This is a genomic window from Micromonospora sp. NPDC047644, from assembly GCF_040704315.1.
Lineage (GTDB): Bacteria > Actinomycetota > Actinomycetes > Mycobacteriales > Micromonosporaceae > Micromonospora.
Window position 1 is genome coordinate 23818 of sequence record NZ_JBEYSY010000024.1, and the last position, 19890, is coordinate 43707.

19 protein-coding genes and 1 tRNA gene are annotated in these 19890 nt (G+C 71.5%); 12 read left to right on the forward strand and 8 right to left on the reverse strand.

Translation table 11 applies throughout. From position 1 onward, the window contains the following. Positions 1–23: 23 nt before the first annotated feature. From AB0877_RS29675 to AB0877_RS29685, 3 genes are read left to right on the forward strand one after another with little or no spacing between them, the layout of a single operon-like run. Positions 24–548: a MauE/DoxX family redox-associated membrane protein gene (locus AB0877_RS29675; RefSeq protein ID WP_366612839.1), complete on the forward strand. Its 525-nt coding sequence runs from the start codon at positions 24–26 to the stop codon at positions 546–548. After that, positions 541–1257 carry a thioredoxin domain-containing protein gene (locus AB0877_RS29680; protein ID WP_366612840.1) on the forward strand — a complete coding sequence of 239 codons (717 nt, stop codon included), beginning with the start codon at positions 541–543 and terminating at the stop codon, positions 1255–1257. The genes AB0877_RS29675 and AB0877_RS29680 overlap by 8 nt, the downstream gene beginning before the upstream one ends. Next, positions 1254–2345, forward strand: a complete 1092-nt coding sequence (locus AB0877_RS29685) for a hypothetical protein (RefSeq protein ID WP_366612841.1) — start codon at positions 1254–1256, stop codon at positions 2343–2345. Before AB0877_RS29680 ends, AB0877_RS29685 begins: the two co-directional genes overlap by 4 nt. Before the next feature lie 328 nt (positions 2346–2673). Here AB0877_RS29685 and AB0877_RS29690 read toward each other — a convergent pair whose 3' ends face one another. From AB0877_RS29690 to AB0877_RS29705, 4 genes are read right to left on the reverse strand one after another with little or no spacing between them, the layout of a single operon-like run. Then, positions 2674–3432, reverse strand: coding sequence for an ABC transporter ATP-binding protein (locus AB0877_RS29690; protein ID WP_366612842.1), 759 nt, complete (start codon positions 3430–3432; stop codon positions 2674–2676). Continuing rightward, positions 3429–4199 carry a cobalt ECF transporter T component CbiQ gene (gene cbiQ, locus AB0877_RS29695; protein ID WP_366612843.1) on the reverse strand — a complete coding sequence of 257 codons (771 nt, stop codon included), beginning with the start codon at positions 4197–4199 and terminating at the stop codon, positions 3429–3431. Before cbiQ ends, AB0877_RS29690 begins: the two co-directional genes overlap by 4 nt. 14 nt (positions 4200–4213) lie before the next feature. Continuing rightward, positions 4214–4642 carry a PDGLE domain-containing protein gene (locus AB0877_RS29700; protein WP_366612844.1) on the reverse strand — a complete coding sequence of 143 codons (429 nt, stop codon included), beginning with the start codon at positions 4640–4642 and terminating at the stop codon, positions 4214–4216. Then, positions 4639–5355, reverse strand: a complete 717-nt coding sequence (locus AB0877_RS29705) for an energy-coupling factor ABC transporter permease (protein WP_366612845.1) — start codon at positions 5353–5355, stop codon at positions 4639–4641. The genes AB0877_RS29700 and AB0877_RS29705 overlap by 4 nt, the downstream gene beginning before the upstream one ends. 261 nt (positions 5356–5616) lie before the next feature. Here AB0877_RS29705 and bcp point away from each other — a divergent pair, with 261 nt between their 5' ends. The 3 genes from bcp to AB0877_RS29720 all read left to right on the forward strand — a co-directional run bounded on the left by bcp (position 5617) and on the right by AB0877_RS29720 (position 6891). Further along, positions 5617–6093, forward strand: coding sequence for a thioredoxin-dependent thiol peroxidase (gene bcp / locus AB0877_RS29710; protein ID WP_366612846.1), 477 nt, complete (start codon positions 5617–5619; stop codon positions 6091–6093). Between the two features lie 96 nt (positions 6094–6189). Then, positions 6190–6272 (forward strand) — tRNA-Leu (locus AB0877_RS29715). Positions 6273–6363: 91 nt separating this feature from the next. Continuing rightward, entirely contained in the window at positions 6364–6891 is a 528-nt protein-coding gene (locus tag AB0877_RS29720) for a GNAT family N-acetyltransferase (RefSeq protein ID WP_366612848.1), read from the forward strand. Between the two features lie 4 nt (positions 6892–6895). Here the strand turns inward: AB0877_RS29720 and AB0877_RS29725 are convergent, their stop codons facing one another. The 3 genes from AB0877_RS29725 to AB0877_RS29735 all read right to left on the reverse strand — a co-directional run bounded on the left by AB0877_RS29725 (position 6896) and on the right by AB0877_RS29735 (position 9634). Beyond that, on the reverse strand, positions 6896–7867 hold the full coding sequence (locus AB0877_RS29725) for an expansin EXLX1 family cellulose-binding protein (RefSeq protein ID WP_366612850.1): 972 nt from the start codon (positions 7865–7867) through the stop codon (positions 6896–6898). A gap of 110 nt (positions 7868–7977) precedes the next feature. Further along, the gene (locus tag AB0877_RS29730) at positions 7978–8796 is read right to left on the reverse strand and encodes an MOSC N-terminal beta barrel domain-containing protein (protein WP_366612852.1); all 819 of its coding nucleotides are present in this window, start codon (positions 8794–8796) and stop codon (positions 7978–7980) included. 4 nt (positions 8797–8800) lie between these two features. After that, a complete protein-coding gene (locus AB0877_RS29735; protein ID WP_366612854.1) occupies positions 8801–9634 on the reverse strand; it encodes a class I SAM-dependent methyltransferase in 834 nt (277 codons plus the stop codon). 238 nt (positions 9635–9872) lie between these two features. Here AB0877_RS29735 and AB0877_RS29740 point away from each other — a divergent pair, with 238 nt between their 5' ends. The 6 genes from AB0877_RS29740 to AB0877_RS29765 all read left to right on the forward strand — a co-directional run bounded on the left by AB0877_RS29740 (position 9873) and on the right by AB0877_RS29765 (position 17566). Next, a complete protein-coding gene (locus tag AB0877_RS29740; RefSeq protein ID WP_366612856.1) occupies positions 9873–10946 on the forward strand; it encodes an LCP family protein in 1074 nt (357 codons plus the stop codon). Positions 10947–11324: 378 nt separating this feature from the next. Continuing rightward, a complete protein-coding gene (locus tag AB0877_RS29745) occupies positions 11325–12740 on the forward strand; it encodes a sugar transferase (RefSeq protein WP_366612858.1) in 1416 nt (471 codons plus the stop codon). A 90-nt stretch (positions 12741–12830) separates the two neighbouring features. After that, positions 12831–13778: a glycosyltransferase family A protein gene (locus AB0877_RS29750; RefSeq protein ID WP_366612860.1), complete on the forward strand. Its 948-nt coding sequence runs from the start codon at positions 12831–12833 to the stop codon at positions 13776–13778. Positions 13779–13795: 17 nt separating this feature from the next. Further along, positions 13796–14863 carry a glycosyltransferase gene (locus tag AB0877_RS29755; RefSeq protein ID WP_366612862.1) on the forward strand — a complete coding sequence of 356 codons (1068 nt, stop codon included), beginning with the start codon at positions 13796–13798 and terminating at the stop codon, positions 14861–14863. Further along, the gene (locus tag AB0877_RS29760) at positions 14860–16221 is read left to right on the forward strand and encodes a polysaccharide biosynthesis C-terminal domain-containing protein (protein WP_366612864.1); all 1362 of its coding nucleotides are present in this window, start codon (positions 14860–14862) and stop codon (positions 16219–16221) included. The genes AB0877_RS29755 and AB0877_RS29760 overlap by 4 nt, the downstream gene beginning before the upstream one ends. 1 nt (position 16222) lies before the next feature. Then, positions 16223–17566: an O-antigen ligase family protein gene (locus AB0877_RS29765; RefSeq protein WP_366612866.1), complete on the forward strand. Its 1344-nt coding sequence runs from the start codon at positions 16223–16225 to the stop codon at positions 17564–17566. A 67-nt stretch (positions 17567–17633) separates the two neighbouring features. On the opposite strand, the gene AB0877_RS29770 is transcribed toward AB0877_RS29765, so the two are convergent. Continuing rightward, positions 17634–19772, reverse strand: a complete 2139-nt coding sequence (locus AB0877_RS29770) for a sialate O-acetylesterase (protein WP_366612868.1) — start codon at positions 19770–19772, stop codon at positions 17634–17636. Positions 19773–19890: the final 118 nt, after the last annotated feature.

The window sequence follows — 19890 nt, forward strand, 5'->3', positions numbered from 1 at the left end:
TTCCGGCGCGGACGGGACGACAAATGAGCGTGACAGCACCTTCCCCCCGGTGGGGCCGTTGGCCACTGGTCCGCCCGTGGCTCGGCATCGCGGCCCGACTCGGCCTCGCCGCCGTCTGGCTGGTCGCCGGCGCGTCGAAGGTCAGCGACCTCGCCGCCTCCGGGCGGGCGGTCAACGCGTACCAGGTGATGCCGTACGACCTGGCGACCGTGATCGGCGCGGCGCTGCCCTTCGTCGAGCTGGCGTTGGGCGTGCTGCTGCTGCTCGGGCTGGCCACCCGGTTGGTCGCCGGGGTGTCCGCCGCGCTGCTGGTGGTCTTCATCGCGGGGATCGCTTCGGCCTGGGCGCGGGGGCTGGCCATCGACTGCGGCTGCTTCGGCAGCGGCGGGCAACTGGCGGCGGGGCAGGCACCCAGTTACCTCCCGGAGATCCTCCGGGACCTGGGATTCTTGGTCTTGGCCGGATTTCTGCTGATCTGGCCGCGTACGCCGGTATCGGTGGACGGGTGGTTGTCCGGCGAACCCGTTGTGGAGGACGAGGATGAGTAGTCGCAAGGGGCAGCGGGACGCCGCCCGGGTGGTCCGCGAGCAGTTGGCCCGCGAACGGCGCCGCCGCCGCACGATCTGGGTCTCCGCCGCCGCGGTCCTCGTCCTGGTCATCGCCGCCGGCATCGGCTGGGCCGTCTGGTCCAGCCAGCGCTCCGACGACTTCACCACCCCACCCGGCGCCAACGCGCAGGGCACCGGCATCGTCACCGGCGGCGGGCCGGTCACCGTCGACGTCTACGAGGACTTCCTCTGCCCGGCCTGCAAGCAGTTCGAGCAGACCAGCGGGTCCACCCTCGAACAGCTGGTGGCCGACAACAAGGCGAAGGTGGTCTACCACCCGGTCGCGTACCTCAACCGCTTCTCCACCACCCAGTACTCCACCCGCTCCTCGGCCGCCTCCGGCTGCGCCGCGGCGGGCGGCAAGTACCACGAGTACGCCAAGGCGCTCTTCGCCCAGCAGCCGCCGGAAGGCAGCGCCGGGCTCACCGACGACACGCTCATCGACATCGGCACCAGCGTGGGCCTCGATCGGGGCTCCTTCGGCAGTTGCGTCAAGGACGGAACGTACAAGGGCTGGACCGAGCACGTAACCGACGACGCCAGCCGCAGCAACGTCACCGGCACGCCGACCGTCAAGGTCAACGGTCAACCCGTCGAGAACCCCACCCCGGACGCTCTCACCGCAGCCGTGGCGGCGGCCGGCAAGTGATCCGTACCCTGCTGGGCCGCGCCGCCCTGGTCGCTGCCGCAGCCGGCCTGGCGACAGTGATCAGCGCGGCGCCCGCCGCCGCCCACGGCGCGGACGCACCAGACGGCACCGACTACCGCACCCGGACCACCGGCGTCGCACCGGCACGGCCAGGGCTTGAGGTACGCGTCATCGAGGCGGGCGCCCGACTGGAACTGACCAACCGCACCGGCCGCGCCATCGAGGTCATCGGCTACTCCGGCGAGCCGTACCTGCGCGTCGGCCCGGACGGGGTCTTCGAGAACAGCCACTCCCCCGCCACGTACCTGAACCGCACCATCGACGGGGACACCGCGCTCCCGGCCGAGGCCGACCCGGCCGCCGCACCCTCCTGGCAACGGGTCGACGACGGCACCACAGCGCGCTGGCACGACCAGCGCGCGCTGTGGCAGGAGTCGGCGCCACCGGCCGCGGTACGCGCCGCACCGGACCGCGAACACCGGGTCCGGGACTGGGCCATCCCGCTGCGCGACGGCACCGACCCGGTGACGATCGGCGGCACGCTGGACTGGGTGCCGCCGCCGGACGCGTACACCTGGTGGGCCGTGACCATCGTGGGGCTGCTCGCGGTGGGCGCGCTCGGCCTGTTCGCCGCCACCGCCCCGGCCGGTGCCCGCGCGCTGTCCGCGCTCGGCGGGCTGCTGATCGTCGGCGGCGCGCTGGCCGTCGGGTACCCGGTGGGACGGGAGGTGGACGCGGGTGCCCAGGGCGTGGGCGGAGTGCTCGTCGGGCTGCTCTCCGGGCAGATCTGGCCCCTGCTCACCGGGCTCGGCGCGATCGCCGCCGGCTGGTACGCGCTGAGCCGCCGCCCGGCCGCCGACTTCGTGATCGCCCTGGCCGGGGCCTGCCTGGCGCTCTTCGCCGGAGCGTCGAACGCCGCCGTGTTCGCCCGCGCCATCGCCCCGGTGCCCTGGCCACCCGCGACCGCCCGGGTGATGGTGGCGACCGTCCTGATCACCGGCGCCGGCGCGACAGCCGCCGGCATCCTGCGCCTGCATGCCACCTCCCGCACCACCACCGCGGCATCAGTCCCCACCCCAGCCCCCTGACCCCGCCCCGCCCCGCCCCGCAGCGACGTTCGCGTCGATCTTGCACTTTGGGTTGGCCATACGCGGCTTTTGCCCCGAAATTTGGGGACAGAAAGTGCAAGATCGGCGGGCGCGGGGCGGCGGGGCGGCGGGGCGCGGGCGCGGGCGCGGGGCGCGGGGCGCGGGCGCGGGGCGCGGGGCGCGGGCGCGGGGCGCGGGGCGGCGGGGCGCGGGGCGCGGGCGCGGGGCGCGGGCGCGGGGCGCGGGCGCGGGGCGCGGGGCGCGGGCGCGGGGCGGCGGGGCGCGGGCGCGGGGCGGCGGGGCCGGGGGGTTGATCGGGTAGAGAGGGCTACGGGTGGGGGGTGAAGCCGTAGGGCAGTTCCAGGCGGTGTCTGGCCAGTAGCGGTGCGTCGTTGAGCAGGGTGGTGGTGGGGGCGTCGGCGACGATCCGGCCGTCGTCGAGGATCACCGAACGCTCGCACAGCTCCGCCGCGTACGGCAGGTCGTGCGTGACCATCAGCAGGGTCACCGGCAGGCCCCGCAGGATCTCGGCGAGCTCCCGACGGGCCGCCGGGTCCAGGTTCGACGAGGGCTCGTCGAGTACCAGGATCTCCGGGTGCATGGCGAGCACGGTGGCCACCGCCACCCGGCGACGCTGCCCGAACGACAGGTGCTGCGGGGCCCGGCCCCGGTGCTCACTCATCCCCACCGCGGCGAGCGCCTCGTCCACCCGGGCGGTCAACTCGGCCCCGCGCAGACCCAGGTTCGCCGGCCCGAACGCCACGTCCTCCGCCACCGTGGGCAGGAACAACTGGTCGTCCGGGTCCTGGAAGACGATGCCCACCCGGCGGCGGACCTCGGCCAGGGTGGCCCGATCCGGGGTGACGGTCAGCCCGCCGACGCTCACGGTGCCCTCGGTCGGGGTGAGGATGCCGTTGAGGTGCAGCACCAACGTGGTCTTGCCCGCGCCGTTGGGCCCGAGCAGCGCCACCCGGTCGCCCCGCGGCACGTTCAGGTCGACCCCCTGAAGGGCGACGTGCCCGTCCGGGTACGCGTAACGAACACCCCGAACGTCCAGCGAGACAGCGGTCTGCACGACACCGATCATGACAGTACGACGGCGGTCGCGGCGATGGAGGCCGCCAACACCGGTACGGTCGCCGCGACCAGCCACTGACCGGCGCTCGCCGCACCCTCGCCCTGCCACACGGCGGGCATCCGCCCGGTGTAGCCACGGGACAGCATCGCCAGATAGACCCGCTCGCCGCGCTCGAAGGCGCGCAGGAACAACGCCCCGATCCCGGCCGCGAAGCCCCGCAGCTGCCACAGGAACCGTGGGTCGTCACCCCGGGAGATCCGGGCCACCCGCATCCGCCGCCCCTCGCCCACCAGCACGTCGAGGTAGCGCAGCATGAACGAGGCGATCTGGGTGAGCACCTGCGGGCAGTGCAGCCGGTCCAGCCCCACGATCAGGTCCCGGGTGGTGGTGGTCGCGGCGAGCAGCAGCGAGGCGAGCACGCCGAGGGTGCCCTTGGCCAGGATGTTCCACGCGCCGTGCAGCCCGTCCTCGGACAGCCGCAGGCCCAGCACCTCGACCCGGTCGCCGCTGCCGAGGAACGGCAGGGCGACGGCGAACAGCACGAACGGCAGCTCGATCAACGCTCGGCTGAGCAACCAGCGTGGTCCCACCCGGGCCAGCGCCGCCACCGCCGCCACCAGCAGGGCGTACGCGCCGAAGGCCCAGAACGCCTCGCGTGGAGTGGCCACCACGGCGAGGGTGAAGACCACCATCGCCACGATCTTGACCTCGGGCGGGAGCCGGTGCACCGGCGAGTCCGACTCGCGGTACAGCACGTGCCCGTGACCGGCCCCCATCCGCGTACCCCTGTTCAGCTTGTCGTGGCGGCGCGCGCCGTCGCCGCGTCATTCTCGGCGGGCGTGGCGTCCCCGGTGGGCGTCGCCGCGTCAGCGCCGGTCGGCGTGCCGCCCCGGCGGCGCAGCAGCCAGAACCCGCCGGCTCCGACCGCGAAGGTGACCAGCACCCCGAGCACCCCGGACAGGCCGGTGGAGACGAAGCTGTTCCGCACGCCCCGTACGCCGTAGTCGGCCAGCGGGCTGTCGGCCAACTCGTGGTCCTTCGCCTGCTGGGCCGGGCAACTGCCGCCGACGATGTTGTCGTCGGCGTCGACGGTGCAGCCCTTGAGCAGCGAGGAGTCCAACCCGTCCGGGTGGGACGAGGCGTAGTTGCTGACCACCCCGGCGAGCAGCAGGGCGACCAGCAGGCCGCCGGCCAGGAAGGCCCAGGAACGGTTCTTCATCGGACACCTCCGGAGACCGGGACCGCGGGGGCGGTGGGGGTGCGCAGGGAGCGCAGCGCGTACACCAGGTCGGGTCGCACCTTCGCGACGGTGAGCACGGTGGTCGCGGTGATCAGGCCCTCGCCGATGCCGATCAGCAGGTGGGTTCCGGCCATCGTGCCGGCCAGGCCGGCCAGGTTGCCGCCCAGGTCGGTGGTGCCGCCCAGCCAGTACTGCACGACGAAGCCCTGGGACGCGACCACCACGCTGAGCATCGCGGCGACGAACGCGGTCACCGCCAGACCCGCCCGGGTCCGGGGCAGCACCCGCAGCAGCAGCGCGATCAGCGCGTACGCCGCGGCAGTGCCGAGCAGCGCCATGTTGGTGATGTTGAGGCCGAGCATCGCCACGCCGCCGTCGCCGAAGATCAGCGCCTGCACGACCAGCACCACGGAGACGCAGAGCGCGCCGACCCACGGACCGACGAGCATCGCGGCGAGCGCCCCACCGAGCAGGTGGCCACTGACACCGGCCGTGAAGATCGGGAAGTTGAGCATCTGGACGGCGAAGATGAACGCCGCCACCAGGCCGGCCATCGGGGCCAGCCGGTCGTCCAGGTCGCGCCGGCCGCGCAGAACGCAGAAGGTGAGCGCGGCGAGAGCGAGCGCAGCGAAGATCGCTGCAACGGGACCGTCGATGATCCCGTTCGAGATGTGCATCGCCAGTGTCTCCACGCGACCTCCTACGCGTCAGCGGGCCCGGCCGGGCCGGCGTGGGACAGCCTATTTCCCAGGACTAGTTGTTGCCAGAGCCTGGCAACAGGGCATGGCCTTGATCACCTCTAGCAGGTCAAGCCTGTGAACGACGGGTTTCCAGCAGCCGACCCGCTGATGATCAACCCCCGCGTCCCCGCCCACCGACGACAGGCGCACGCTCGTGGCGACGGCCCGCGTCGCCGGTGACGGCGTCCGCCGGCACGACGGTAGGGTCGGGCCATGACCTCGCCCGACCGACTCTCCCCCGGTGACCCAGCGCCCGAGTTCACCCTCGCCACCGACACCGGCGACCAGCTCTCCCTCGCCGACCTGCGAGGTCGCAAGGTCGTCCTGTACGCCTACCCGGCGGCGATGACTCCCGGCTGCACCAAGCAGGCCTGCGACTTCCGCGACTCACTCGCCTCCCTCCAGGCCGCCGGCTACGAGGTCGTCGGCATCTCCCCGGACAAGCCGGAGAAACTGGCGAAGTTCCGCGAGCGCGACGCCATCACCTTCCCGCTGGTGTCGGACCCGGACAAGTCGGTACTGACCGCCTACGGCGCGTACGGCGAGAAGCAGCTCTACGGCAAGACCGTCACCGGGGTGATCCGCTCGACGTTCGTGATCGACGCCGACGGCAAGGTCGACCGGGCGCTCTACAACGTCAAGGCCACCGGGCACGTCGCCAAGCTCCGCCGCGACCTCGGCCTGGACTGACTGTCGTACCGGGGCGCCCACTTCAGCAGGACAGCCCAACGCGGTCGGGCCGGCGGTCGACCGGTCAAGACAGGACGCTCTAGACTCAGCGGGTTGGCGGGAGTGGCGGAACGGCAGACGCGCAGGTCTTAGGAACCTGTATCCGGAAGGATGTGGGGGTTCGAATCCCCTCTCCCGCACAGAAAACACCGATCACGTACCCCCGAACGGGTTGTCGGGCGCGTCACTGTCGCGGGTCGTGGGCCTGGTCGCTGGGTCAGGATGGCGAGCGTGAGTCTGCGCTTCGTCCTTGATCCTGACCTGACCCGGCAGCTACGCGCCGAGATCGTCGACCTCTGGGTGGACGTCAGCAACGCGGGCGGGGCGGTCGGCTTCGTACCACCGGTCACCGCCGCCGACGTGCACGTCACCGCCGATCCGACCTTCGCCGGCATCGCCGACGGACCGGACCGGCTGTTGGTCGGCTACTCCGGGGACCGGCTGGCGGCAATGCTGATCTTCAGTGACAACCGTTTTCCGCTCACGGCGCACTGGCGCACGGTGAAGCGGGTGATGGTCCACCCGAGCACCCAGGGCGCCGGCTACGGCTCGGCGCTGATGGTGGAGGCCGAGCGACTGGGCAGGGCGTTGGGCCACGAGGCACTGCACGTCACGGTGCGCGACGGGTTGGGGTTGGACAAGTTCTACGGTCGCCTCGGGTACCGGGAGGTCGGCCGGCTTCCGGGCGCGTTGCGGGTGGCCCCCGACGATGACCGGGACGAGATCCTGATGTGGCTCGATCTGACGGTTCCCGCCTGAGCGGTCAGCCCCCGCACCACCGGGCGTTGGCCCGGGCCGAGCTGGTGGTCGGCGCGTCGGTGGCCGGAGCGCTCGTCCTCGCCACCTCGACCGAGCGACGGGTCGGCGTCGGCGTGACGGCGGGTCGGCTGCTCGGCGCACGGGTCGACGCGGACGGACGGCGGGGGGCGGCCCCGGCACCGGGTGCGTACATCCGGATCGCGCTGTTCTGCACCTGGCCCGGCGCCAAACGGATGCCACCGGCGGTGACCCGGTTGCCGTACACGTCGGTGACCCGGACGCTGAACGGGCCCGGCCCGGCGCCGGAGGCAATCAGCCAGTAGTTGTAGTCCTGCCGGGCGGCCGACTGCCAGGGATCGCTGTCGCGCTGCCGGACCTCGACGGACCGCAGCGGGTTGCCGTGGTTGCCGACGCGGACGGCGAACCACCACTGCGACGCGCCCTCCTTGATCCGGAAGGTGAGTGGTCCGGGCAGCGGCGGGTTGACCACCGCGCGGTAGGTCACCGGGACGAGGCCCTGGACGGGGTCGGCGATCCGGGCGAACGCCTCGCGGGACAGGTCGAGGTGGCCGGGTTCGCACTCCGGGCACTGGTCCATGATGAGCACCCGGACGGTGCCCTTGGGGCCGACGACGTCGAGGAATCCGCCGCAGGCGGCGCCGGCGGAGTATTCCGTCGGACCGAGCGCGACGTAGAGCCGGTTGGCCGGGGCAGCCGGGTTCGAGCAGTTGCCGCCCGCGCCCTTCGAGTCGTAGAAGGTGGCCTTGCCGGTGTACGTGGCGTTGCCGGTGGGTGGCGCGGCGGCGCAGGCCGGGGTGGAGCCGGAGCCCAGGGTGAGGGTGAGACCGAGCGTCGCCGCGAGGACTGTGACGCCGGTGGCCACCAGCCAGGGTTTCGCGCCGGACGACGGCGTGGGCCGGTCCTCTGGAGGATGGTCCAGGTCGATGTTGATGTCGACAGCGCTTCCGTCCGTCACGACGGCGATGCTGCCGGACCCGGTCGGGTACGGACAAGCGGGCTAAGCCAAAGCTAAGACAGCATCGACGGACGGTGACCGTGAGGTGCCGGTTGCTGGTCGGCGACCGGTCAGGGCGCGAGGACCACCGGGGCGTCCACCGCCAGCGGTCCGCTGTCGAGCGGCACCAGGTTCAGTCCGAAGAGGAGTTTCTGCCTGACGTTGCGGTGCCGCCCGAGGGTGCGCAGCGGCTCCCTCGTGCGTACCCCGGTCTCCTGGTCGGTGGTGGTCACCACGCAGCGGTCGCACGGCCCGGCGGCCTGGAACGTCCGGTCGCCGATGCGCAGCCGCCGACCCACCCAGTCGTCCTCGGACCAGGCCGGCGCACCGCTGACGACCAGGTTGGGTCGGAAGCGGGTCATCGGCACCGGTTCCTCCCCCGCCTCGGCCAGCCAGTCGTTGAGGGCGTCGAGGGAGGTGGCGTTGGCCAGCAGCACCGGGTAGGCGTCGGCGAAGCTGACCTGGTCGCCGGTGTCGTGTTCGCGGGTTCCGGCGGCCAGGTGGCGGGTCGGCTGGGCCAGCCAGACCAGTCGGACCGGTCGGCCGAGCAGAGCTTCGAGCCAGTCGTCGGCCGCGCGGCCGGCCGGCAGCGCGGGGACCGGGAAGGTGCGGCTGCGGAAGGTACGGACCCCGACCGGTTCGCCGCCGGCCGGCTCGGGCACGTCGAGATCGGGTTGCCCGTCGGCGCGCAGGGACAGGCCCCCGGGGTGCACGGCGGCGCGCAGGCCGACGAGCCGGGTCGTGTCCCGCTGGGTGACGCCGACCCCGTCGGCGTCCACGACCATCCACCGCCGGTCGCCGGCCAGACCCCACCGGCGCACGAACGCGCCGTCGTGGTCGAGCCGGTGACAACCCTTGACGGGGTACGTGTGAATCGAGGTCAACCGCACCCGGCTACCATGCCACGCCGATCCCGTCGCCCGGGTACCAGTGGTTGGCCGGGGTCTCCCGGTAGGCGAGGAACCGCCGGCCGGTGCGTTCGGCGTGCTCGGCGAGCACGTTGGTGCTGGTGACGTTGTCGGTCAGCAGGATCGCGCCGGGTGCGAGCTTGGGTTCCACGGCGTCGAACTCACGCTTCTCGTGGGCTCGGCTGTGGTCGCTGTCGTGCAGGAACAGGTCGACCGGGCGGTCCAGCGCGCCGATCGAGGCGATCGAGTCGCCGATCACCAGGTCGACGACCTCCGACCACGGCGCGACCCGGGCGAGGTAGCCGGCCTCGGGGTTGATGTCCAGGGAGGTGACGCGGCCCGGGTGCCCCTCCTGCGCGTTGCGCAGCAGGGCGGAGGCCAGGACGACGCTGCCGAGTCCCTTGTCGACACCGGTCTCGACGACGTGGGTGGGGCGGGTGGCACGGACGATGGCGTACCAGCCGATCCGCCGGGCGTAGCGGATCTCCTTGTCGGCGAGGCCGCGCCGGTCCGAGGCGGCGATCGCTGCCAGGAGGTGTTGGCGCAGGCCGTCGTCCGACTCGATCTCGCCGAGGTACGCGCGTACCTGTTTGACCGGGATGTCGCAGACCACGCTGACGAACCAGGCGAGGTGGTTGCGGCTCAACGAGGTGAGGTCGTACGTGTAGTTGTGGTGCTCGCGGGAGGTCAGCAGCCAGCGCGCCGAGCGGCGCAGCACCTTGACGTCGTGCCGCGCGACCGTGCGAAGCCTCTTGGGAAAGGCGGCGATCGGGGCGAGTGGAGTACGCGCGACGGCCCGTCGGAGCTTGATTCGATCCACGGGTGCCGTTGTAGCAGGGTTCGGGCGGCAGCGGGAGTGTCCTCGCGAAAGCCGATGGTCACGTTGCTCCACCCTCCCGCGGGGGCGGCAGAATAGGGCCTGGAAAACGCTTCCGGGCCGGCGTTCCCGGCAGTCCGTCCGGCCGCAGGGCCGGGTTCGCCGCCCCGGTCGGCAGGCGTGCGATAGCCGAAAGGACGAGGGTGCACGACAGGCGCTCGCAATTAGTAGCATCGCCGGCATGTCTGGTGCTCAGCGGTACACCGATGCCGACACCGCGTTCGTCGATCCACACGCAGTCGACCCGCACGAGGATGTCCCGTCCGGGGGCAAGCGGCGACGTCGCGGTCCCCGCTGGCGTCGCGTCCTCGTCATCTGCCTGGTAGTCGCAGCGATCCTGGGCGGCGGCAGCATGATCGGTGGCGCCCTCTACCTCCGCTCGGTCGAGAAGGACATCGACCGGGTTGATGCCTTCGCCGACGTCCCCGAGGAGGGGCGTCCGCAGGCGGTCGCCGACGGCGCGATGAACATCCTGATCCTCGGCAGCGACTCCCGGGACCCGGAGAGCACTGGCGGCTCGCGTACGGACACCATCATCGTCGCGCACATCCCGAAGGACCGGTCCAGCGCACAACTCGTCTCGATCCCTCGGGACACCTGGGTCAACGTGCCGAAGTCCAAGAACGGGGGGCACGGCGGCCGCGATGCGAAGATCAACGCAGCGTACGCCTGGGGTGGCGTTCCGCTGATGGTGCAAACAGTCGAATCGTTCACGACGGTGCGAATCGACCACGTCATGATTGTCGACTTCGCTGGCTTCAAGGAAATCATCGACGCCCTGGACGGCGTCAACATCAACGCGGAGAAGTCGTTCACGTCGATCCACCCGCCGTTCCGCAAGTTCGAGCAGGGAATGCAGCGGATGGACGGCGAGACGGCCCTCGACTACTCCCGCCAGCGCAAACAGTTCGCCGACGGCGACTTCGCCCGCATCCGTCACCAGCAGCAGGTCATCAAGGCCATCCTCGACAAGGCCGTTTCCGGCGGCATCGTCACCAATCCCGGGCGGCTCAACTCCTTCGTCAAGGCGACCTCGAGCGCCGTGTCGGTGGACGAGAAGATGTCGCTCGTCAGCATGGCGACAGACCTGCGGAACCTCCGTGGACGTAACCTCACCTTCGTCACCAGCCCGACGAAGGGCACCGGTCGAGTGGGCAGCGAGAGCGTCGTCTTCGCGAACACCGAGAAGGCAAAGACCTTCTACGATGCCGTGCGCCGGGACTCCGTCGACGAGATCCTCGCCAGCGCCAAGTAACACCCGGGCCGGTCGTTGCCGCCGGCCGCCGCCTTGTCTCGAATTTCGGACCGGCCAGGTCAGCCGGTCCTCACGGGGAGGTCCATAATGTCCAATCAGCCCTCTATGTGGCATCGACCGGTGCCGGCCGAGGACCGGGCCGGGAACGCCACCGACGCCCAGGGCGACGGTGAGGGGGACGACGAGGGGAGCCGTGGCGGGAGTCGCCCTCCCGCCTACCAGTTCCCCGGTTACCAGCCCGCCGGCTACCAGCCCGCCGCCCACCAGCCCGCCGGCCACCAGACTTCCGGCTATCAGACCCCGGCCTTCCCGGTGCCCGCCGACCGGCGCTCGGCCCCGCCCCCGCCCGCGCCTGCGCCTGCGCCTGCGCCTGCGCCTGTGCCTGCAAGTGCGCCTGCGCCTGCGCCTGAGGCGCACGAGCCTCGCGCCGGCCTGGACACGACCGCCGTCCTGCCGTACGCCGGATCGCGCGCCTCGACCCGGACCCGGTGGCTGCGGGCCTGGATGATGACCGCCCCGGTCGACGTCCTGGCACTGCTGACGCCGCTGCTCGTCACGCAGCAGTACTGGCGCGGCACCCTGGCCATGACGGTCCTGACCGTGATCGTCTTTGCCAGCGGCGGCCTCTACCGGGCACGACGGCACGTGAGCTTCCTCGACGAGGTGCCGAGCCTCTGCGGGCGTCTGCTGGCCGCCGCGTCCGCGGTCGCCATCGTCGCGGCGATGCGTCACGAATCCGCCGAGTACGTCTTCAGCTTCACCCGCGGTGTCGCCGCGTCGGCGGGGCTGGTCATCCTCGGGCGGGCCGTCACCCGCGAATTCGCCATCGTCGCCCGCAAGCGCCGGTGGGTCGAGCACAACACCATCATCGTCGGCAGTGGCCCCACCGCCGTGGAACTCGCCCGGCTGCTGCGCCGCTACCCCCAGTACGGCCTGCGCTTCGTGGGTTGTGTCGACACCCCGGACGGCCCGTCGGCGCTGCCGCTGATCGGATCCCTCGACGACCTCGACAGTCTCGTCCGGCTGCGCGAGTGCGACGTGGTGATCGTCGCGGACGCGAACTGCTCCGAGACCTCACTCATGGAGATCCTGGCCCGGCCCCGGACGGCGGAGTGCGACCTGTGGGCGGCCACTCCGCTCTGGGGGTCCCGTTCGCATGGCGACCACATCGGCGCGGTCCCGGTCGTCAGCATCGGCGACATCACCCTCTCCGGCCCGCAGTCCGCGCTCAAGCGCGCGTCGGACATCGCGTTCGCCTCCGTGGCGCTGCTCCTGCTGAGCCCGGTGCTCCTCATCTGCGCTGTCGCCACGCTCATCGACGGTGGCCCCGGCATCTTCTTCTACCAGGAGCGCATCGGTCGGCACGGCCGGCCTTTCCACATCATCAAGTTCCGGTCCATGCGCCCCGTCGACGAGCACGAGTCGCAGACCAACTGGTCCATCGCCAACGACCGGCGGGTGGGGCCGATCGGTCGGATCATGCGCAGGACCTCCCTCGACGAGCTGCCGCAGCTCTGGAACATCCTCCGTGGCGACATGAGCGTGGTCGGCCCCCGACCCGAGCGCCCCTACTTCGTCGAGAAGTTCTCCGCCGAATACCCCCAGTACGCGATGCGCCACCGCGTCCCGGTCGGGCTCACCGGTCTGGCGCAGGTCAGCGGGTTGCGCGGTGACACCCCGATCTCCGACCGGGCCCGCTTCGACAACTACTACATCGAGAACTGGTCCCTCTGGCTCGACGTCAAGGTGGTGCTCCGTACGGTGACCGAGGTGTTCCGCGCCGGCGGCCGCTGATCCGCCCACGCACCGGCACACCGCCGGGTACGGCCACGGCCGTGCCCGGCGGCCGTGTGCCGGTCGTACCCCCAACGCATGGAGAACGCAATGCCGAACGTATCCGTCGTGATCCCCACCACCGGCCGCCCCAGCATCGCCGACGCGGTGCTCTCCGCCCGATCCCAGCAGGGCACATCCGTACACATCGTGGTCGTCTGTGACACCCCAGAGGTGCCGCAGACGGTGCGGAACCTGGGGCAGCACATCGACCGGGTGGTCTGCACCGGCGGCGGCCGGCGCGGGTCGTACGCCCGCAACCTCGGAGTCACCCACGCCATCCCGGGCAGCCACGTCGCGTTCCTCGACGACGACGACACCTGGCTGCCGACCAAGCTGGCGGCACAGGTTCCCGCGCTCGAGCGGGTCGCGGCGGCCGGGTTCCGCCCCGTCGTGTCGTCCCGGATCCTGCAACGCAAGGACGGCGCGGAGCCGCTACCGGCGCCGGCACCCGCCGAGGTGATCCCGGACGGCATGCTGCCGGAGGACTACCTGTTCCGCCGCCGTCACCTCGGCATCGGCCGGCAGTCGCTGCCCACGTCGACGCTCCTGACGACGTACGAGTTGGCGACCGAGTGCCGCTGGGACGAGACGCTCCCCCGCCACCAGGACTGGGACTGGCTGGTCCGGGTCGCCCGGCTGCCGCGGGTGAAGATCGTCCAGGTGGAGGAGGCGACGGCCGTCTACACGGTGGGCAGCCCCGGGTCGATCTCGGCCGGCGCCGATTGGCGTACCTCGTGGCACTGGGCCCAGCGCTGGGAGGGAGTGTGGGCACCGGGGACCTTCTCGGACTTCATCGCGGCCCAGACCCTCCGCTACGCTCTCCAGGCCCGGGACCGGGAGGGCGTGCGGGAGATGGTGCGGGCGATCCGCCGCAACTCGCCTCCGTCCGCCCGGAACGCGGTGCTGGCGGCGCTCGGGCTCGTACCCCGGTCGACCCTGGAAAGGGTCGCCATGCGCAAGTCGAAGGCCCCCAGCAACCCCTCTCGACCGCTCTAGACCGAACGGCCACACTGATGCGTCTGCACTTCGTACTGCCGCAGCTCGAGCCGTACTACGGCATGGAGCGCGCCGCAGTCCTGGTGATGCGCGGGCTCGCACGTCACGGCGTGGAGGTGTCCGCGACCGTTCTGTCCCGGGGAGTTCCGCACGGGCTCGACGATCTCAATATCGACACCCTGGACCTCGGGTCGCGGCTCACCCGGCTGGTGGAGGCCGTACCCCCGCTGCGCCGCCGGCTGCGGAGCCTGCCCCCGGACGTGGAGGTCGTCGCCAGCGGGTTGTGGGGCAGCGTGCCCGTCGGAGCGGCTCTGGCTGGCTCATCTCGGACCTTCATCGGCTGGGAGCACTCGCTGCTGCCCGAGCGAATGCGGGCCGACCGTCGGGTACGGATGCTCGCCCGCGCGTCCGGGTTCGGTGCCCTCCGGCCGCGGCTCGTCGTGGCCGTGTCCGACGGCGTCGCCCGGACGGTACGCGATCTTCACTCCGGGTCGCGCGTGGTCACGATCCCCAACCCGGTGCCGACCGCGCCCTTCGTCCCGCCCCGGCCGGTCGCCGATCCGACGAGGATCCGGCTGGTCACCACCGGCGCGCTCCGCCCCCTGAAGAACCACCTGTGCGCCATCGACGCGCTCGCGGAACTGCCCACCGCATACCACCTCACCCTCGCCGGCGACGGCGAGGAGCGGACACTGCTGGAGACCCGGGCGCGCGAGCGCGGCCTGGCGGATCGGGTGACCTTCCTCGGCCGGATCCCCGACGTCCGCGGGCTGCTGACCGACGCCGACCTGCTCGTTCACCCGTCACTGGCGGAGACTTTCGGATTCAGCCTGGTGGAGGCAGCCGAAGTGGGGCTGCCCGTCGCCGCGATGCCCGTGTCCGCCGTCGACGAGATGGTGCCGGACCTGGTGCCCGGCGCGCTGGCGACGACCCCGACCCCCACCGCGCTCGCTGCGGCGATCAGGCACCTGACGGGTTTCGGCCGGCCCGGTCCCGTGGAGTTCGAGAAGGCCTGGCACGCCCGCTCGGTCGCCTTCGATCCGGTCGGGATCAGCCGACAGTGGGTGGAGGCGGTACGACGATGACCCTCGCCCAAGGAACAGTCGACCTTTCGGGCGAACCGGATCGCAGCGCGTCACCACGCCATCGGGCACCCCGCCGCGGTGACGCCTTCCTGCGCAAGTCCGGCAGGTTCTTCGTCGGAACCCTGCTGCGGACTCTCGCCCAGGGAGCGCTCTTCGTGCTGCTGGCGCGGGAGATGCCCATCGACACGTACGGTCTCTTCGTCGGCATCACGGCCCTGGTGGCGGTCATCTCGCCCTTCGCGTCGGCCGGCGCACCGAGCCTGATCTTTCAGAGCCACGCCGACGCGCCTGCCGAATGGGCCCGTCACCTGGCCCGGGGGCTGCTGCTGTCGGTGGTGTTCGGGGCTGGTGCGACAGTGCTCGTCGCTGCGGCGGGCGCGCTGATCTGGGGCGCCCAGGCGAGCCTGATCGACCTGTTCTGTCTGGCCTTCGCCGACCTGGTGGCGTGGCGCCTCATCGAGGCGGTGGCCGCCTCGGTCCAGGCCCGGGGTCGGATCCTGCTCGCCTCCGTCATCCCCGCGTTGCTCCAGGTCTCCCGGTTGGTCGGGGTCATCGTGCTGGCCGCGACTGCCGGACCGGTCACCCTGCACGCCTGGGCCGTGACCTCGGTGCTGCTGTCGACGGTGGTGTGCGTGGCAGTGGTCCTGGGTGGCCTCCGCGGGTCAGGTCGGACTCCGCTGGAAGTCCGGGGATCCTTGGCGCAGGCGCGGACCGGCATGCTGTTCGCGGTGGGTCTGTCCGCCCAGACCGTGTACAACGATCTCGACAAGGTGATGCTCTCCAAGCTGGGCACCACGGAGAGCGCGGCCATCTACGCCGCGGCGTACCGGGTCGTCGACTTCGCGTACACGCCCGCCCGGTCGATGGCGGCTGTCGCGTACCCCAACTTCTTCGAGGCGGGGCGTAACGGCCCTCGAGCCGCGCTGCGGCTGACGCGCAAGCTGCTGCCGCGCTACCTGGCGTTCAGCGTGCCGGCATCCCTTCTCCTCGTCGCGTTCGCCTGGATGATGCCAGTGGTCTTCGGCCCCGAGTACGAGGCCGCCACCCTCGCCTTGCAGGGCCTGAGCGCACTGCTGGTGCTGAAGGCGATCCACTACCTCGCCGCCGATACGCTGTCCGGTGCCCGGATGCAGGGACGCCGGACCGTGGCCCAGATTGCGGTCGGCGTGGTCAACGCCGGCCTGAACGTCTGGCTGATCCCGGCGTACGGGTGGCAGGGTGCGGTGGTGTCGAGTCTGGTGTGCGACGCTCTGCTCGCCGTGCTGCTGTGGGGGTGCCTCGTCGCTGCCCTGCGGCGCGACCCGCCCCGCGACAGCGAAGCTGAGGCGGCATCGGCAGCTGACCGAGAAAGGGTCTGACGTGACCACCATCTTCGGTGTCCTACTGACCGTCGGTGGCATCGCGGTAGCCCTGTGGTTGGTCCGGATCCGGCGGGACATCGCCGCTGCCTTCGGCGACCGTGCGACCGCGGTTGCTCTGGTCGGATTCGCCGTGCTCACCAACGCGGCGCCCGCGCTCGTCGGCAGCCACAGCTCGGTGCTCATCGGCGTTCTGCTGATCGCTCTGCTGGCCTGGCTGGTGTTCTCCGGCCGGGCGATTCTGCGCGGACCTTCCGACGTGTGGCTGCGGATCTCGATCGCGATGGCCGGCGCGCTGCTGGTCTGGTCCGTCGGCGTCGACGCCCTTACCGGGAACGGGTTCTACGGTTCACGGCTGCCGGCCTACTCGGCGGCCGCGCTCGTGCTGCTCGCCATCTGGTTGATGGCTGCCCGCACCGCAGTAAGCGTCCGCGCGATGGCCTATACGGGGCTGGCGGTCCTGGCGCTGCTGACCATCCCGACCGCCGTGTACGACCAGTCGTGGCGGATCTGTACCGGCGGGAAGCTGGAAAAGTGCTCGTTGGCCGGGGCGCTGTTCAAGAGCTTCTACAACTCCGAGAACTACGTGGCGATGCTCGCGTCCTTCACGCTGGTGGCCGCGTTCTGCGCGATGCGCCGCCTTGAGCTGGTGGTGACGACGTCGTTCTGCCTGCTGGTGATCGTCGCCACCGGCTCCCGTACCAGCTACCTGGCCGTCGGGGCGGTATGCGCCTGGGTGCTGGCCGCACTGCTCGTACAGCGTCTACGACCGAGCATGCGGATCCCCTTCGCGATCTGCGTCGCGCTCGTCATCGGCGCACTGACAGCCGCCACATACCTGACGTGGAGCGCGTCGAAGACCACGCTGAGCAACCGGGGCAACATCTGGGTCGCCGCCCGCGACTACCTGAGCGGTCGGGAGGCCGTCGGCGTCGGCGTCTCGAAGTGGTTCCACCTCCAGGACATCGGAGCGGCACCCACCCACTTCTTCCACTCCGGGTACGTCCTGGTCATCTTCTCCGGCGGTTTGGTCGCACTGACCCTGTTCGGCCTCTGGATGGCCACCCTGATGCACCGGAGCGTCGAGGACGGGCAGGCGTTCGCCGCCAAGGCGCCGCTTGTGCTTCTCATCGTCTACTCGTTCACCGAGGTCGTCTGGAACCCACTGTCGGTGGACGGGCTGACCTGGATCGTTGTGCTGCTGGTCCTCACCGCGTCGGTGTCCGCGCCACCCGCGCGCACTCCGACACCAGGGCCGGTGGACCTGGTAGACCGGCCGGCACCCCTGGCCGGGCTCCGTCGACTCATCGGCCGGCAGGACAGCCGGGCCGCCGCGTTCAACTGAATCCGCTGACCGCACGCCCTGCCCCGCGGTCCCCGGGGTCCGACCGAGCCGTTGCCGGGCGGGATCACTACCCGCCGGCGATCGGAAGCCCTTGGAAGGCCAGCAGGCCGACCCCGGTGGCGTTGACGCACCAGGGCCCGGCGTCGCCCCGGTAACTCAGCCCGGTCGCGCCGTCGGCCGGGCCGGAAAGGCTCAGCACGAGTCGCCCTCCCTCGCGGTACTCGACGGCGGTGACGGTGGCGGTGCTGCCGTCGATCGTGAAGTCGGTGCCCGCGCCGGCCCGGACCGTCAGCGGGTCGACGCTACGGAGCTGAACCACCACCTGGGTACGCCGAGCGTCGGTGAAGGCGGCCGACCGAGGGTTCGGGGCAGACACGCCCTCGCTGGGACCGCGGTGGATGTCTCGGGCCAACACGGCGAACGCCTGATCGCCCAACTCGCGGTAGCCCTGTTCCCAGGCGAAGTGGCAGCCCTCCCGGCCCGACAGGGCCGTCGTCGACAGCACCGTCACCTTCAGGGTGTCGGCCAGCCGTCGTTGGGCCTCACGCAACGGGCCGCCGGAGGTGTTCCCGCACGGTGAGCTGCCGACCTGGACGACGTAGTACCGGGTGCCGCCGGCGGTCCGGAAACCGACCTCCCGACGCCAGTCGGTCAACAGCGCGGTGAACCCGGCGACGTGACCGGCGGCGTCGTTGTTGTCGGCCTCACCCTGGTACCAGAACACCGCCCGGACCTCGCCGATGACGTTCGCGGCGCTGAGTCGTTGCCGCAAGCGGCCGTAGTTGGTGCGCAGGTCACCGGGGTTGCCGTCCTTGCGTTGGAAGAACGACACGACCTTGCTGCTCTCCGCGCCGTTGATCACGGCTACCGGCACCTGGTAGGTGTCCATGAGTCGGTGGGCCGCCCGGATCCCCCACTGGCCGACCGAGCCGGGCTGCCGGACCGTACCCGAGACGGCGTAGTTCCAGGTACGGTCCGCGCCGGAGAGGACCCGGTCCCCGGTGGTCGAGCCGAAACTGCGCACGTACGGGGACTCCTCGCCGATCGACGAGCCCCGGTGACTGGCCGCCACCGCGTTGGACTGGCCCTGGATGACGTACACGTCGCCGGACACCACGCCCTCCCACAGGGCCGCCCGTCGGGCGACGCCGTCGCCGAGCACGTGCAACTCGAATCGGTACTCCCGAAGCGTGGCGGTGATCCGCTGCCGGAAGGCGAACTCACCGCCGGGACCGATGGGCACCGTCTCGTCCCAGCCGTCGGCCCCGCTGACGACCTTGAGGCGTACGGCGCGCACGCGCGGGTCGGTAGCCTTTCCCGACACCGGCACGACAGCGCCTCCGGCCGCGTCCCGGGCGTACAGCTGCCGATCCCGAGGATGCTGACCGACGGTGAGGACCGCGGCGCGGACGTAGACCGTCAGCCGACGTTGGGTGTACGTGCCGGCGTTGTCGGCGGCCGTCCAGTCGGGCTGACCGGTGGGGGCGGTCCCGATGCCCACCGACAGCGGCTGGGCGTCCGAGGTGAAGCCGTTGACCGCGAGGACCGTCTGCGGGGCCGCCGCTGCCGGGCGGGTGGCAGCGATCGTGTGCACCTGGAAGGAGCCGTACCCGATCGACGAGTACACGTCGTCGTCGGCGTCGTACCGGTCGGTGGTGGCGCCGGGGACCTGGCCGGAGTTGACCGGCCCGTACTTGTTCGGCCACATCTCCAGATAGCCCGTGAGGCCGGTGCCGGTGGCCAGGCCCGGCGCGTTGGTGGCGACCTCCAGATCGGCGATCCGTTGGCGGACGATCTGACCGGCCCGGGTCGGCAGGCCGAGGCGTCGGGCGTCGGTCGTGAACGGGGACATGGCCGTCCACACCCACTGCGTACCAGTGGGGCCGGTCAACTCCAGGCAGTAGCCGATCCGGTCGAACCCGTCGGCCACCGTCCCGGCCCGGTCGAACAGGAGGGCCGGAGGTCTCCTGGGGTCGTTCCGCTCGGGCAGGTCGAGGGCGCTGACCGGGGTGAAGCCGGCCATCCCGTGCGCGTTGGCGGCACAGGCGGTGCCGTCTATCGGCGCGACGGGCGGCGGGGTGTCCACGTCGGCTGCCGACCAGGCCGCGTCCGGTGCGCCGGTCCTCGTCGGCCACCAGCCGAGCACGGGGACGGCCGCCAGGAGCAGGACGATCACCCCGAAGCCGATCCAGGCCGGTCGGGGCACCGATCGGAGACGGGCCCACGGAGGGTGGGGACGAGACACCCGGGAACCTCCACAGTGTGGGCAGCGTGTCGTGCCCCAGATTAGGCGATGCGGCGTACCCGACGGCGCCGGCACGACC